Genomic DNA, 14,431 nt, shown 5'->3' with positions numbered 1-14,431 from the left:
AAAGGAGAAATATGTTAGCAGAATTAAAGGCTCTTCTTAAAAGTCCAAAGCTCTGGATAACTATTATTGGTGTCTCATTGATACCTGCTTTATATAATCTAATCTTTTTGTCTTCTATGTGGAATCCTTATGGTAATGTCAAACACTTACCAGTGGCAGTAGTGAACAAAGATAAGAGTGCTAGTTTCCAGAATAAGACTCTGAATATTGGTCATGATATGGTAGACAATATGTCTAAAAACAAAAATCTAGACTATCACTTTGTGACTGAAAATGAAGCCCAAAAAGGGATTGAGGATGGTGATTACTATATGGTAATCACTTTTCCAGAAAACCTCTCAAGTAATGCAGCAAGTCTTTTGACAAATGATCCCAAGAAACTGGAAATTTCTTATCAAACAACAGCAGGACATAGCTTCGTTTCTTCAAAAATGAGCGATTCTGCCATGTCTAAGTTGAAGGATACTGTTTCTAAAAATATTACATCAACTTATGTTGGAGCTGTCTTTAGGAGTATGTCTCAACTTCAGGGTGGTATGGGAACTGCAGCGAATGGGGCTAGTCAATTATATGCAGGTGCAGGCGCACTTCAGTCTGGGAGTCAGACCTTATCAAATGGCTTAGGAACTCTTGCTGGATCTACACAAACATTGGCTACAGGTGTTGATACCTTGAGTTCAGGCGCGTCTGCCTATACTTCAGGTGTGTCAACTTTGTCAGGCGCTTTGTCACAGTTAAATGCGAACTCTGAGGCTGTTAATTCTGCTGCAGGTCAATTTGTATCAGGAGCAGAGGCCATGAATACCTTAGTTACAGGTGCAGATTCGTTGTCAACAGCGCTCAGTCAAATGGCCACAGCAACAAGTTTATCCGAAGAACAGCAAGCACAGTTGTCAACCCTATCAACTAATTTAACTGATTTAAATACAGCAATTCAAAATCTTAATACAGCGGTAAGTAACACATCATTACCAAGTGGAACATCAACAACATCAGTAGATACAAGTTCAATAGCGACTTATCTTTCAAATATTTCTTCTGCAGCTAGCTCTATAGCTACAGCTAGTGCAACTGATAAAGCAAATGATTTGGCTGCGGTACAAGGAACAGCTGCTTATCAAAGCTTGACTGCAGATCAACAAGCAGAGATTACATCGGCAATTAGTAATGCAGGATCTACAGCTAGTAGTTACGCTTCAACTATTGCATCTGATGTGTCAAGTATGTCAACTGCTTTATCTAGCTTGACAGGTACGACAACAACTAGTAGCGGCGATTCAAGTAGTTTGGCTTCTCTACAAACGTCTATTTCAGGCATTGCAAGTTCGGCGAATGCTCTTCTTCCTGTAGCTTCATCAACGGTATCATCAATGCAAGCTAATATTGCTAATGTCAATTCGGTACTTGTCAATCAATTATCACCAGGAGCAATTCAAGTGGCTTCAGGTGTGTCAACCGCTCAAAGTACTCTAGCAACAGGTGCAAGCGCACTTTCAACTGGTTTGTCAACTTATACTGGTGCTGTGTCAACAATTGCTAGTGGCGCTCAAACTCTAGATGTTAACAGTAGTAGTTTAATGACTGGTTTTTCTACTCTTCAAAGTGGTACAAGTGCTCTCAATGCAGGTGCTCAACAATTAGCAACTGGAGGAAACACCTTAACAAATGGTTTGACAAGTCTGTCAACTAACCTTTCTACATTATCTGATTCATTAAACAAAGCTAATCAGCAACTCTCTCTTGTTTCTGTAAACTCAGACAATGCAAAAATGGTGAGTGCTCCGCTCAAAGAGAAGAAAACTGATAAGGATAAGGTTGACACTAATGGTGTGGGAATGGCTCCATATATGATTTCTGTTTCTCTTATGGTTGTCGCTCTTTCAACTAATGTTATCTTTGCTAAGAGCTTGACAGGAAGAAAATTTACGGGCCGTTTTGATTGGGCTAAGAATAAGTTACTTATCAATGGTATTATTACAACTATGGCTGCTATTGCGCTTTATATTGCCATTCGATTTGTGGGAGTTGAACCAAATCATCCATTAGCTACATTTGGTATGATTCTCCTTGCAGCATGTACTTTAATGGCGCTGGTTACAGCCCTTGTAGGTTGGAATGATAGATATGGCGCATTTGCTTCCATGATTATGCTGCTTTTGCAACTAGGGTCTAGTGCAGGGACTTATCCAATTGAACTTAGTCCTAAGTTCTTTAAGGTCATCCAACCATTCTTACCAATGTCCTACTCCGTATCAGGTCTTCGTCAAACTATTTCAATGACAGGACAGATCTCAGATCAAGTTCGTATGCTATTTATTTTCTTACTTATCTTTGTAGTTGTAGGTATTATGATTTATAGACCAAAGTTTGAAAATGAATAAACTAAAAGCCAGCTCTAATGTGAGCGGGCTTTTTTATGTTATTCAACAGTTATATCACCGAGATCTGATGTAATGGTAAGTGTATTATCCTTTGAAATCTTAAGGTTATTTGTAATGTCAACCTCTCCTGAGTGACTATCGGCTTGAACATTGAGCATATAATCTTTAAGAGCTAGTTCAATATCACCAGATGTAACATCAAGTTTATTGTGACCATTGAAAATTAGGTTATCTCCAGAGTAATCTCCCATTGCAATAGATAAATCTGAGTTAGTAAAAAGTGTATGATTACTATCAACACTACCAACATCAAGGTTAGCTTTTAGGTTGCTGACAATCATTTTAGTAAAAGTTAGGTCCCCTACATTTAGATTGATATCTGCTTGTTTGATGGTGCTATTACTTAAATCTAGATTTCCAGTTGCTAAATCAACCTTTAAAAAATCAATCGTTTGTTTTTTAGGGAGTGTAATGACAATGGTTTTATTTCTGACTTCCTCGTTGAGAGTAGAAAGCTCTACTAAATCTTTTAATCCGAAAAAGTTAATATGTTTGTTAGAAGTTGAATCTAATTCAGAGTTGCTATCATTGATAGTCAATTGATCATCCTTTACAGATGTGTCAATTGGATTTTTTGTTTTTTGGTAGTAAGAAAGCGTTGCTTTGTCAACATCACCATTTTTTATAAGCACATTGTAGTTACTACTTTTAATATCAATTTTATTGAAGTCCTCAACTTCTTTCTTGACATAATCTTGCTCACTTATAGTTTGATTTTGTAAATCTGTTAAGCCACCTTGGCTATAACCCCAAGCTACTAATCCTCCTCCTAAAAATAGAGAGATAAGAGACACTCCGAGGACAATCTTTTTCCAAGTTTTCATGATTTTCTTCCTTTCTTGATGAGCCATTTAATCAATAGGGTAATTAGCTTTACAATAAGTTTACAGATTTCAAACGAAATCAAAAGTAGTAAGAGTGCTCCTCCAAACATCAATAGACCTAGACCTCCTCCAAACAGTGTTGAAGCTAGTGAAACACTTAAGAGAGAGAAGCTTGTAAAGAAAGTGTAAACACCACTAATGAGTAAAGCAAAAGTAAGAGCTAAGGCAGTCACTATAACTGCGAAAATAATCATAAGAAGTGTCATTATCATAGCTAAGAAGAATAGTAGAATTGGTAAGGCAACTGGACTGGCTAAAACAGCTAGAATCGCAATCCAAAGGATAGCTGTTTTATTGCGTAAGCTGCTCTTGTCCTCAACAATCTTTTCTTCTAGAAGACGACTAATGACTTCATGTGCGGCTTCCTTAGGTGTACCCAGTTCCGCAATAACCCGAGCTTCATTTTCAGGTCCAGCCTCTTCAAAATATTCCATGAAATATTCGAGGGCCTCTTCATAGTCCTTTTGTGGTAATTTTCGTAGATATTTTGTTAATTTGGCTATATATTCAGTCCTTGTCATGTCTTAATCTCCCTTCTACAATACCATCCATAGTTTCTTTGTAGGTTAACCATTCTTCATTAAGAAATTGAAGTTGATTTTTTCCCTCTTGGGTAATACTGTAATATTTACGTTTACGCCCTTGATACGCTTGGCTATAGGTGGTCATATAGCCTGCTTTTTCAAGCTTTTTTAGAATAGGATAAAGTGTTGACTCCTTGATATTAGCCACAAGCTTAATGGTTTGACTAATTTCATAGCCATAAGAGTCTTCTCTATCGATAATAGCTAGTATTAGGAACTCTATCAGGATTGACGATGTTGGAAAATACATAGTGTGCTCCTTTGCTTTTAGGATATGTATAAAAATTATATATAATTATTTTACACATTGAGTGTATCTCTTTTAGAAAGATATGTCAATATTTTATATATAAAAATTTTATATAATAGGGATAACTTCTTTTTTATGATAATATGAAGTCAAGGAGTTCTTATGACTATTAAAGATAAACTAGCTCATTACGAGCCGAAGCCACTAGGGGAGAAAGGACGCTATGCAGTGCTCTTACCCTTGATATATGATGTAAAAACTGATAAGTATCAAATCCTTTACCAAGTACGAAGTGAGCATATTTCTCAACCAGGTGAGGTCTCTTTTCCTGGTGGCCGTGTCGAAGATGGTGAGACTTTTCAAGAAGCTGCTATACGAGAAACTTGTGAGGAACTAAACTTAACTCCTGATCAAATTGACATTTGGGGAGAGATTGATTATCTCATTCATCAGGGGAGAACCATCCATTGCTTTGTTGGAAAGATAAATATAGAAAATTGGGAGGATATTCATCCAAATGAAGAAGTGAAACGGTTGTTTACAGTCTATGTTGACACGTTGTTGACAGAGAATCCGATTTATTATAAAGTGACTTCTACCTTGAGTGATGCAAAAGATTTCCCATTTTTCCTGGTAAAAAACAGAGAAAAATACAATTTTGGGTATAGTGAACGTCATATTCCTTTTTACAGAAACTTGACAGAAAATATATGGGGGATGACAGCTATGTTTACACACAGATTTACAGATATTCTGAAAAATTTAGAGTAAAAATAAAAGATCAACGGTCATATGTTGATCTTTTTACTATTAATTAAATTGTTTATTTGCTACAAAAGGAGTGAAATTTATTTCTGGGACATGAGTCTAGAGTATTCCTAAAATGATTTTCAAAATTAATATGGAAGCTTTTAGCTAGGTGGTCGACTTCAGAGTTGACAATGATTTTTTGTTTCGTTTGTGTCATTCCTATGCTAAAAAGAAGGGGAGGTGGATACAGGCAGTTATGCTTTGGTGTTATTCTGCCTAAGATTGATGATTCTATTGATCTTTCTTAGGGAGTTACCTATGTTGAAGAGAAGGTAAAGCATATAACTATAAATAGTAAAACTCCAAAAATCTGGGACAATACTGAGACTATAGACAAATAGGACTGTTGCACTAACAAAAATTAGACAGCTACATATTATTGAAAGTAGAGGATATCCTTTTGAAAATAATAGGCTTTCTATGATTAAGGCAAAAGCAGGTAGCAATAGAGTTAGAATGATAATAATAAAGATGAAGCGTTGTGTATCATCTAGCATCAAGTTACCCAATGATTTACCTAGGTAAAAACGAGAATCACTCCCACCAGGGTAAATCAATTCTTTTGTCAAGGGACTAACTAGGATTAGGGTGTCAAATAGTGAGAAAGCCGCCCATCTCCAAATAGGGAAAGCCCATTCTTCCTCAGATAATTCTCTCTGAGTGCTTTCTTTAGTTAATTCTAATTTGATTACCATCAATATGTACCTCTTTTGGAAAGTCGTTATTTTGATTTAAGATATACCATCCATCTGGTAGTTCAGAGTTTTTTAGTACTTGTTCTAATTGAGAATGTAAGTCAATTTCTTTAGTCGTGGAACCAGAAGGAAAACTCAATTGAACAGTAAGTTTTTTGCTTTGTAGAGCATCTTTAAGTGAAAAATCATAATAGCCACCTAGTGCTTTAGAATGTCCCCTTTCATAAGTATAGAGCGTCGTGTATGGTACAGGTTCTATTTGAACAATAATATTTTTTAAATCTTTCTCTGTGCTTAGAGCTTCAGAGATATCATTGATGAATTTCTGATTTCTAGGGTTGATTTTAATAGACTTTTTAACAAAATCGTCCCAATATTCCCTTTCATCAGGTAAAATCTTATATTCACTATTTTGGCGATTAAAATCTGAGTCGTTTTCTGTTGGGCTGGCAATGTAAGGATAGAGTAAATCTTGAATATGGAGAGGTAGTTGAGTCTTTACATGTTCTTTTTTGTTATTAATGGTCTCTTGATAATCAATATGGAAAATCAGGTAATGTTTAACCTCATCTTCTTTATTCATACGATAAGTAATTTTATCTGCCCATCCGATACCAGTTATTTGCACCTTTCCTTGAAATCCACGAGTTTTATAAAAACCTTTAATATTTTCTTGAGCATTGTAATAGAAAAAGATAGCAATCATGGTCAATAATAAAATCAAGGGCATAGTAATTTTAAGGTATTTGAAGCTATTTTTTACCATCTTAGTTCTGACTCTCCTTAACTAGTAGGTTGTAATCTTTTTGACTTTTAACTTCCTCGAGGCGTCCAGTAGTTGTGTTAGTGCTTGTAAAATACCAATAAATATCCTCCTTATCTGGTGTTAACTCTTTTTGTAGTTTAACAGCATCATCCAGATTAAGTGAGTCAGTTGTTACAATAATTAAGCTAAATCTTATTTTGAGTGATTGATCACTGTATTCGTTATCATCTTGATCTTTGTAATCAGCAAAATTTCTTTCTTTGGTCCAGATAAGGGGCATGGAGTTGATAGTGAGGGGATCATCTTTATGACCTACAGAAAAATTATCCTTTGAAAGGAGATAGCGGTAAGGTTTAGCAAATCCGTAGTATTGACTGACTCTTTTTGGTTTGGTTTTAGTTGCCTTCTGGGTGCGTAAATTGACATAGAATACTCTTTCGTTATCATAGGATGAAAATTTCACAAACTCATCCTTACCATCTGAGTACATGGTATTATCCATGGAACCGGGATTATCATATCCTAGTTTCTTAGCAAGGTTTAGTACATTAATAGTGTGTCCTTTTCCAGTGTCTTTACCGAGCTGATAATAGTGAATAATATCATAATTTTTAGAGTCCTTCTTGTGTTTAGATACTTTATACCTAGATTCTTGGAAGGCTAGATAGGTGCGACCGACGGCTAATTGACTTCTCTCCAGTGCTTTTTCATTTCCAAACTTAACACCTAAAACGTTAAAGTTTCCAATTTTGACGTTTTGAAAGGATGTTACAGTAACTTTTTTGTTAGTATAGTCGTAAAGTCTATCGTCTAAGGAATAAGCGGCCTGAATTCTATAACCATAGCGAACGAATGTACCTGTAAGTAGAATAGTGATAAAAATAAGGAGATAAACATGCCACATACGCCATCTAAATGTTTCTATTTTTGTCATGGGAGATCCTCTTTGAGTAATAGAAAAACCATGAAAATCTTATTTTCATGGTTTTTAATTCAATTATTTAACCTCAGTGAGCGTAATGTGTAATTTGGCAATATTCGTTACGTTCAGGAACGTTGATTTTAAGGGCTTTTCAATCTTTCAATTATTAATGAAATAGAGTGATTTTGACCTTGCTTTGGTTTTAATCAGACAAAAATCAGACAAAATTTAGTTCACTGATAATAAATTGCATAGGAGTGAGGTCGCTTTATTGGTGATTCAGTCAAACTGGACTAACTTACTTGGATTAGTTACCCACGGAAGTGAATCGGGAGAAATTTCTTTAGGGGCAGAATATATCTCTACTCTTTCAATACTAACTGTTAGTGAAGTTTCTTCATCTGACTTGTCTGCTTGAACTTGGTGGAAAATACGTAATTTAAACGATTGTTCGTACCAATTATTTAAGCAATCCTGAAAATAGGTTGAAAATTTGATAGGAGAAATGAGCAAATGAAATTTATCTTCCTGATTAAATTCTTTAAGATAACCAATTTTTTCATAGAACATAAGATTAAGTTGTACCTTATGGTTTGAATATAAAATTGGATTAAGTTGATAATAATGGTCGCCATTATCAAAATAAGTAGCTTCAAAATTTCCTATATATAAATTATACAGCTCTCTAGTTCCAAGATTTTCTAGAGAGATAGTGACATTTGGAGTGTCAATATTATACTTTCTTGGAAGGTTTGGATATGCTTTTGGGAACATAAAGTCAAATTGAATATACTTATCCTTGTAATTATACTCGTCAACGGGTGACACATCAATTAAAGGCTTTACAATCCGTTTGGTATCTTCTATCTGTGACTCATATTGACTGTTAATTGTTATAAGTACACCATATAGAGTTAACCCACTTCCTAAAAGTGTAGCGTAAATATTCCAAACTTCGATGTTTAAAGTCTTTATATTAAGACCAAGTTTTGTTGGAAGATTAACTATATCAAGGACTAATAGTATAAAAGAGACTACTAAGATTAAGCCTCCTATATTGATGAAATTATTTATCCTATTTTTGGGCATGGGTAAAATTCCTTTTATTAAATATAAGTAAATAGCGTACAAATGATAAGTCACTTGCTACTCGCTAAGTGAAGTGAAAACCAACTCTGCTTCATATAACGAAAAATAAGTGAAGCCAAAACGGGTTTTGCTTCACTAAGAGATACCTTATTGAACGATTGAAAGAAGTTGAGGACAGTAGTAGGTTCTATTCCTTTGAGCGTTATCAGTTAAAAGATACCTTTGTCAATCAGCTTATTTAGTAAAGTATAAGTAGTTCGTTCAGAAATTTTTAGGTGTTCACTAACTTGTTTTGCCTTAAAAATTGGAGCTGAGAATATAAAGTCAAGAAGCTGAATACCTGAAACAGAATTAAGTTTAGGGATGACTTTTTCCTTTCTAAAGTTATTTCTCTGCCCAGTCAGTCCAATCATCAAAGGTCGTGTTATTGTAAAGTTCTATCAGTCGTGGTCTGATAGATTGGATGATCTCAACTAACTCGTGTCCCTCATGAAATTGTGAAAAAGGCATACCGATAGTTGCTTGGGATATATCTGAAAGTAATTGGCGTGTTGTTTTGCTATCTGCAAGTGTATTAATCAGAAAACCAAGTAGATAATTAGAATCATAGTTAACTTGTACACCTGTTGAGGATGTATCCTTAAGCAGACGTTCATAGCCTTCTTTGATTTCTTGCTTGATTCTATCCTTGGAAAGCTCTTCTAAATTACCGACAAAGTCATATGAGATGTAGATTTGGTTAGCAAAGTAATCAGAAAGTTCGTTGATTTTAGTAGCATCAAGTCCGTCTTGCTGGCTTAAGTAGGTTTTGGCTTCCTTCCTAATTGTGCCCCTCAGCGTATCATAAAGCATTTCAAAAAAGATATCATCTAGGTAGCCTTCATTTGGGTATCCAAATTCATTTTCCCAGTCAGGATTTTCAAATGTTCCAATGGTTACTCCCCCACTTCTTGTGACCGATTGTATTGGATTTGTTTTTATTCTAAAAAGCTCTTCTTTTATTTTTAATGGAATATCAGGATACTCATCTAGGAATGTGCCATAACCAAGTTTTCTAAGGTAAAGTTCAATGTATTCTTCCAATTCACCATAATAAAACCAACCTACAGGCTTTCCATAGATTTTTGATACTTTTTCTAAAACTTCAAGAGGAGCTAGGTTGTCTCCTCTTACATATGCGTTAATAGTTGATTTTTTTAGTCCAAGGCGATTTCCAAAATCTGTAAAGGACAAATTTAATTCATCCTTGACTTGCCTAAGTCTTCGCCCGACAGCCTTTTTATCAGGTTTAAGTATTTCAAACATAAGTTACCTCTCAGACCATTATAACATAGGAGTTTATAAAATCGTACATTTTTTGAGCAAAACTCTTGACTCCGTATATGATATCGTATATAATTATTAGTGGGCGTTAAGATTGCTCAAAAATTTTCCGCTAAACGTACATAAAAACGTATATGGCGGTGGGAGGAGTTAACCCAACAATCAAAAGAGAAAGGAAGGTAGAAAAATCCTTGAATGATGTATCAGAGATTTCGGATAACTGCTAGCTGAATGCAAACGTCAGAAAAGAGAGGAATTATGAATGAATACGATTATCAAGAAGTAGTGGATAGAGTTGATGGCCTCAACTCAGTCTCAACGTTAAAAAAGTGGCGATTAAAAATTGAAAGCCTGACTGGTACTCAATTTAAAGAAAGTAGAGTGAGAACGGGTCGAAAATCTTATTCTAAAGTCTATCTTTTTACAGAGGATGACCTAAACCATTTTCAAGCGATTGCTGATAAGAAGTCTTCGTTGGGGCTGGAAAGAGCAATTCTAAGCGTTTATGGTTTTTCTAAAGAAAATGATAATCAAAAACCTATTAGAGAGCTTGTTGATGAGCTAGAGGTCTCCATCAAGGAAATCCAAGAAGATTATCGAAGGAACCTAGCAAAGTTGAAACAGGAGTTAAAAGTGCTTCTTGCTAGAATCCAGACCTTGGAGAAAGAGACGGAAGAGAAATCATCTAAGAGACTTGGCTTCTTTCATCGATGAAGACGGTTCGCCACCCCACCGCTGGGCGAGTGGTCAACACGGTAGCCCAGAGCAGGTGGGGAAGGTGGCAAACGGCTGAACTCGGTTTGATATTTGCACCCCAGTCCCTATTAGGGGGTGCACACATACATGAAATGTGGTCAAATCCCTTGATACGCAAGGGGTTCAGCGATTTGAAGCAAAAATCACGAAAAAACCTTTATAAAGCCCATGATATCAATAGTTTACTACAGATTTCATGTAGGCGTAGCTTTTATGAACAGGAGAAAAATGTATGACAAAATTTAACTTAACAGACGAAACCGTAAAAGTTGGCGATTTGAAATTGGATAAATCACAATTTGACATTCCAAAGAAAGTAACCATCCTTTCTTCACGGGTCGCCCCAGTCTATAAAAATGTGAATGGCGAAAGCATTGCGACAGATGAAGTGGCTAAAATTACTTGTTTTGTACAAGATACAGACAAAATTCAAGCCTTGAAAGACTTGGGATATTCCCCTGATGACCTTAAGAGCATTCGTTTGGAGATTGTAGATAACCTCGACAAGTTGGCCAAATCCGTTGAAAAGGATGAGCTGAACTCTCTCGTAGTAGAACTTATCAATCCAGAAGTCCACCTTGGCTGGCGAGCTAACAATAACGGTGGTGGAAATTGGGGTGGCTTAAAGCTAGTGGCAACCGATATTAAATTCATTGGAGCCTAGACATGGATAACTCAGTGATGTTAGACTACTTAGCCGTAACGATTAAAGGCTTAGCCCCAGATGATGTCATTGAGAAAATCCTCATTCTTCCAAAAGAAAAGTTTGTCCTCAATGAATGGGGGATAAACAAGTACCAACGGCATTATGCCTTCTCAGAAATAAAGGTTTATTTCAATAAGGATTGGGAATCGAAAATGGGGGTCTTTATCGAACTGAAAGGGCAGGGGTGCCGTCAGTATGAAGAATACATGGAAAGCAATGTCAATAACTGGGTAACCTTGATGAAGCGTATTTCTGAATGTCACAGTAACGTCACAAGACTAGATATCGCCAATGATATCTTTGATGACAGTCTATCCGTCCCACTCATTTACAGTTATTGTAAAAAGCAACTCTGCATATCAACCGCTAAAACCTTTGATTATCATGAAAAGAGCATTCTTGAAAATGGTGAAAAGGTCGGTGAGATGGTCACGATTGGTGTTAGAGGTACTCAGCAATGGTGTGTCTATAATAAGCTGTTAGAACAAAAACTAGACAAAGATTTACCAGAAACACCGTCATCATGGACAAGAGCGGAGCTAAGATGTTGGCAAGAAAAGGCAAATTTACTAGCTAAACAGATAAAAGATGGGCGACCACTCAAAGAGATTTACTTTGAGGCGATTAACGGACACTATCGCTTTGTCAGTCCGAGAGACACGGATTCTAATCGTTGGCGAAGGAAAAACGTAAGGTGGTGGAATGAGTACCTAGAGACAAGAGAAAAGACCGTCTTAAGTGTTAAGCGAACGAAGCCAACTCTAAAACAGTCTGAGCTATGGACGGAAAAACAAGTCTCACGGACACTTGGGAAACTTTATGTGGCAAAAGCAGAATCACATGGACGAGAAAAGGCAGATAATTATATTCAACACTTACTTGAACTTGGTATATCCAAGCTAACGGAAGTAGACGAAACAGACATTCAGCAGTACAAACAAGAGCAGTTAAGCTCAGCCTATTGGGGTGTAAGAAAAGACGACCTATAGCACGCTACAAATCGCCTTTCCAAAAATAACTAACTAGATTATAACCAAAGCAGAAGGAGAATTCAATGGCAACATTAAAAACAGAACATGACTTTGACTTGACCCGTAACTGGTACCGAAAATCCGTCTTTTTAGCTGAACTCTGGCATGGCATGACAGTTGCAACACTTAATAGTTACATTCGTCAGATGAAAGACAGCCCATATGCCTTCGGTATTAAAGGAACGCATGGTAACGTCTTTATCCACTCGGAAGTCTTCGTGGCATGGTTTGACTATAAAATTGCCAACCAGTATGTTGCAAAGATGGTGTAGGAGGTACCTATGAGAGATAACGGTTCAAGAGTACTCATCATCAGTTCTTGGCGACCTGATCCTTATAAATCCGGCAATGTTTTAGTGAAATTCGCTATGCGATTTACCCACCCTATTACAAAAAAATCTCACAAGAAATATCTTTCTACAGGAGCCAGCAAAGGGTGGTTTACCACTAAGGCAAGCCCAAGCAAAAGGACATCATCTGGAAAAGAGCGTCTTTTGGTCAACGATATTAAAAACTCCCAACTGATTACACAAGTCACGAAAGAACTGAACAAATTAGTTGATGACTATATCGCCGAGATAACAGGGGTTAAGCCAAAGAAAGCCAAGAGACTTTTAACCCTAGAAGAAATTGCCAAGCCCTTTGATGAAAACGGCAATCTCTATGGTAAAGCCTTTAAATCATGGCATGATAGAGTTAAACCTGCCAATAATACCCTCAAAACGAGAGTCACTATCTACAATCGCTATATCGAGCCTAACTTTGATACAAAGATGTCCATCACAAAATTTGTTACCATGACAGATGAAATTCAACGTCTAATCGATAGTTCATCGATATCCATGGCTAGAAATCTACATATTTTCCTTAAAATGATTTTTGACTGGTCAGTTGAAAATGGACAGATTACTCTTACACAAGACCCGATTGCCAACAACAAGGTTAAAAGGCGAGTTCTGACAAAGAGTGAGGAGCAGGACAAGAAACGTGAAGACATTGCGGAAAAATATCTAGAAGCAAGTGAGGTTAACTATGTTCTCCGCCTGATAGAGAGCTGGATTAACCGACCTGATAATCAACTTATCGCAGATGTTCTGAGAATGATTTTCCTAACAGGCATGCGACCAAGTGAAGTTCTGGGATTGAATGAGGATATGCTTGATTTCGAGGAGAAGTGGATAAAGGTTCATTGGCAAAGGGCAAGTAAGAATAAGTCAGACGAGGTGATGGAAGCTCTTGATCTTGATGAAAAGGAACGTTACCGTTCAGACCTTAAGACCAAGGAAAGTGTCCGTACGATTCCAATGAGCCCCGAGATAGAGAAAATCTTGCGACATTACATTGACAGAAATAAGTTTCAAGCTCAATTCAATCCGACTTACCAAGACTTGGGATATCTCTTTACTAGAACCTATATCAGGGCAGGTAATCGGCAAGGTTCTCCGCTTTATCACAACGAGCTTTCACAATTCCTGAGAGGCGGTTCTAGTCAGTCAGCAAAGTATAACAAGAAAGCTGGTAAACCCTATAAGGATATCGATAGCTTTCTAAACTTTGGCAGACCGATTCATGTCATTCCTCATATGTTCCGTCATAGCTTTATCTCTATTATGGCAAGTGAAGGCATTGACCTTCCCACCATTCGAGAGTTTGTAGGACATTCGGAGGATTCCAAGGAGATTGAACGTGTCTATCTTCATGTGATTAAGAAGCAAAAAGACACCATGAGAGGAGCGGTAGAAAAGCTAGAAAAGCTGATTGAATAACAAAAGTAACGTTTTAATCAGGCAAAACTAAATTTTGAACAACAGAAAAAGCCTAGAAATATTAATTTCATAAGGCTTTCTTTGTACTGATTTACTTAATTTCCACGAGTGCAAGATATGGTCTGGCATATGGTATGATTTCGAAGAATATTGGTATAATCGCATTTCTGATTTTCTAATTGTAGATAATTTGTGCGCTTTTTAAGTCAAATTGAGTTGACTCAGACATAAACTCTTAATAGTAAAAGATATAGATTGGTAGTGTAAACAATTGCGTATATTATAAAAACATCCAGAATAGTAACACTTTCTTAAAACATTTGATTAAAAAGCACCCTAACTTCTATGATTGAGCTAAAACTGTAGAAATTAGAGTGCTTTTACTATTAGAAAGAATATGTACATGGA

The 14,431-nt window shown here is 36.4% G+C and carries 15 protein-coding genes and 1 pseudogene; 7 read left to right on the top strand and 9 right to left on the bottom strand.

What is annotated here, in order from left to right:
* The first annotated feature begins 11 nt into the window (after nucleotides 1-11).
* Nucleotides 12-2,381, top strand: coding sequence for a YhgE/Pip domain-containing protein (locus H7U04_RS07065; RefSeq protein WP_110980775.1), 2,370 nt, complete (start codon nucleotides 12-14; stop codon nucleotides 2,379-2,381).
* Nucleotides 2,382-2,419: 38 nt separating this feature from the next.
* On the opposite strand, the gene H7U04_RS07060 is transcribed toward H7U04_RS07065, so the two are convergent.
* From H7U04_RS07060 to H7U04_RS07050, 3 genes are read right to left on the bottom strand one after another with little or no spacing between them, the layout of a single operon-like run.
* Nucleotides 2,420-3,265: a DUF4097 family beta strand repeat-containing protein gene (locus H7U04_RS07060; protein ID WP_110980776.1), complete on the bottom strand. Its 846-nt coding sequence runs from the start codon at nucleotides 3,263-3,265 to the stop codon at nucleotides 2,420-2,422.
* Nucleotides 3,262-3,846: a DUF1700 domain-containing protein gene (locus H7U04_RS07055; protein ID WP_110980777.1), complete on the bottom strand. Its 585-nt coding sequence runs from the start codon at nucleotides 3,844-3,846 to the stop codon at nucleotides 3,262-3,264. Before H7U04_RS07055 ends, H7U04_RS07060 begins: the two co-directional genes overlap by 4 nt.
* The gene (locus tag H7U04_RS07050) at nucleotides 3,833-4,159 is read right to left on the bottom strand and encodes a PadR family transcriptional regulator (RefSeq protein ID WP_110980778.1); all 327 of its coding nucleotides are present in this window, start codon (nucleotides 4,157-4,159) and stop codon (nucleotides 3,833-3,835) included. Before H7U04_RS07050 ends, H7U04_RS07055 begins: the two co-directional genes overlap by 14 nt.
* A 162-nt stretch (nucleotides 4,160-4,321) precedes the next feature.
* Between H7U04_RS07050 and H7U04_RS07045 the strand changes: the two genes are divergently transcribed.
* A complete protein-coding gene (locus H7U04_RS07045) occupies nucleotides 4,322-4,930 on the top strand; it encodes an NUDIX hydrolase (RefSeq protein WP_110980779.1) in 609 nt (202 codons plus the stop codon).
* Nucleotides 4,931-5,163: 233 nt separating this feature from the next.
* Here the strand turns inward: H7U04_RS07045 and H7U04_RS07040 are convergent, their stop codons facing one another.
* The 6 genes and pseudogenes from H7U04_RS07040 to H7U04_RS07020 all read right to left on the bottom strand — a co-directional run bounded on the left by H7U04_RS07040 (nucleotide 5,164) and on the right by H7U04_RS07020 (nucleotide 9,746).
* Nucleotides 5,164-5,664 carry a hypothetical protein gene (locus tag H7U04_RS07040; RefSeq protein ID WP_110980780.1) on the bottom strand — a complete coding sequence of 167 codons (501 nt, stop codon included), beginning with the start codon at nucleotides 5,662-5,664 and terminating at the stop codon, nucleotides 5,164-5,166.
* Nucleotides 5,639-6,430, bottom strand: coding sequence for a hypothetical protein (locus H7U04_RS07035; RefSeq protein ID WP_110980781.1), 792 nt, complete (start codon nucleotides 6,428-6,430; stop codon nucleotides 5,639-5,641). The genes H7U04_RS07040 and H7U04_RS07035 overlap by 26 nt, the downstream gene beginning before the upstream one ends.
* 1 nt (nucleotide 6,431) lies before the next feature.
* Nucleotides 6,432-7,364 (bottom strand): hypothetical protein, encoded by a 933-nt coding sequence (locus H7U04_RS07030; RefSeq protein ID WP_110980782.1) that lies wholly within the window; start codon nucleotides 7,362-7,364, stop codon nucleotides 6,432-6,434.
* 267 nt (nucleotides 7,365-7,631) lie between these two features.
* Entirely contained in the window at nucleotides 7,632-8,441 is an 810-nt protein-coding gene (locus tag H7U04_RS07025; RefSeq protein ID WP_201059459.1) for a hypothetical protein, read from the bottom strand.
* Nucleotides 8,442-8,588: 147 nt separating this feature from the next.
* Nucleotides 8,589-8,827: pseudogene (locus tag H7U04_RS11540) on the bottom strand (Fic family protein); the annotation flags it as partial.
* On the bottom strand, nucleotides 8,826-9,746 hold the full coding sequence (locus H7U04_RS07020) for a helix-turn-helix domain-containing protein (RefSeq protein ID WP_145517049.1): 921 nt from the start codon (nucleotides 9,744-9,746) through the stop codon (nucleotides 8,826-8,828). The pseudogene H7U04_RS11540 and the gene H7U04_RS07020, both read right to left, overlap by 2 nt.
* Nucleotides 9,747-10,022: 276 nt before the next feature.
* Here H7U04_RS07020 and H7U04_RS07015 point away from each other — a divergent pair, with 276 nt between their 5' ends.
* The 5 genes from H7U04_RS07015 to H7U04_RS06995 all read left to right on the top strand — a co-directional run bounded on the left by H7U04_RS07015 (nucleotide 10,023) and on the right by H7U04_RS06995 (nucleotide 14,023).
* Nucleotides 10,023-10,478, top strand: coding sequence for a hypothetical protein (locus tag H7U04_RS07015; protein WP_145517050.1), 456 nt, complete (start codon nucleotides 10,023-10,025; stop codon nucleotides 10,476-10,478).
* Between the two features lie 274 nt (nucleotides 10,479-10,752).
* Entirely contained in the window at nucleotides 10,753-11,184 is a 432-nt protein-coding gene (locus H7U04_RS07010) for a hypothetical protein (protein WP_145517052.1), read from the top strand.
* A 2-nt stretch (nucleotides 11,185-11,186) separates the two neighbouring features.
* On the top strand, nucleotides 11,187-12,215 hold the full coding sequence (locus H7U04_RS07005) for a replication initiation factor domain-containing protein (RefSeq protein ID WP_145517053.1): 1,029 nt from the start codon (nucleotides 11,187-11,189) through the stop codon (nucleotides 12,213-12,215).
* A gap of 65 nt (nucleotides 12,216-12,280) precedes the next feature.
* Nucleotides 12,281-12,529, top strand: a complete 249-nt coding sequence (locus H7U04_RS07000; protein ID WP_145517054.1) for a hypothetical protein — start codon at nucleotides 12,281-12,283, stop codon at nucleotides 12,527-12,529.
* Nucleotides 12,530-12,538: 9 nt separating this feature from the next.
* Nucleotides 12,539-14,023: a tyrosine-type recombinase/integrase gene (locus H7U04_RS06995; RefSeq protein WP_145517055.1), complete on the top strand. Its 1,485-nt coding sequence runs from the start codon at nucleotides 12,539-12,541 to the stop codon at nucleotides 14,021-14,023.
* Nucleotides 14,024-14,431 lie beyond the last annotated feature (408 nt).

The organism is Streptococcus sp. 22.1, assembly GCF_016648645.1.
In the GTDB taxonomy this organism is placed as follows: Bacteria; Bacillota; Bacilli; order Lactobacillales; family Streptococcaceae; genus Streptococcus.
This window is presented reverse-complemented; position numbering and strand designations above follow the sequence as displayed.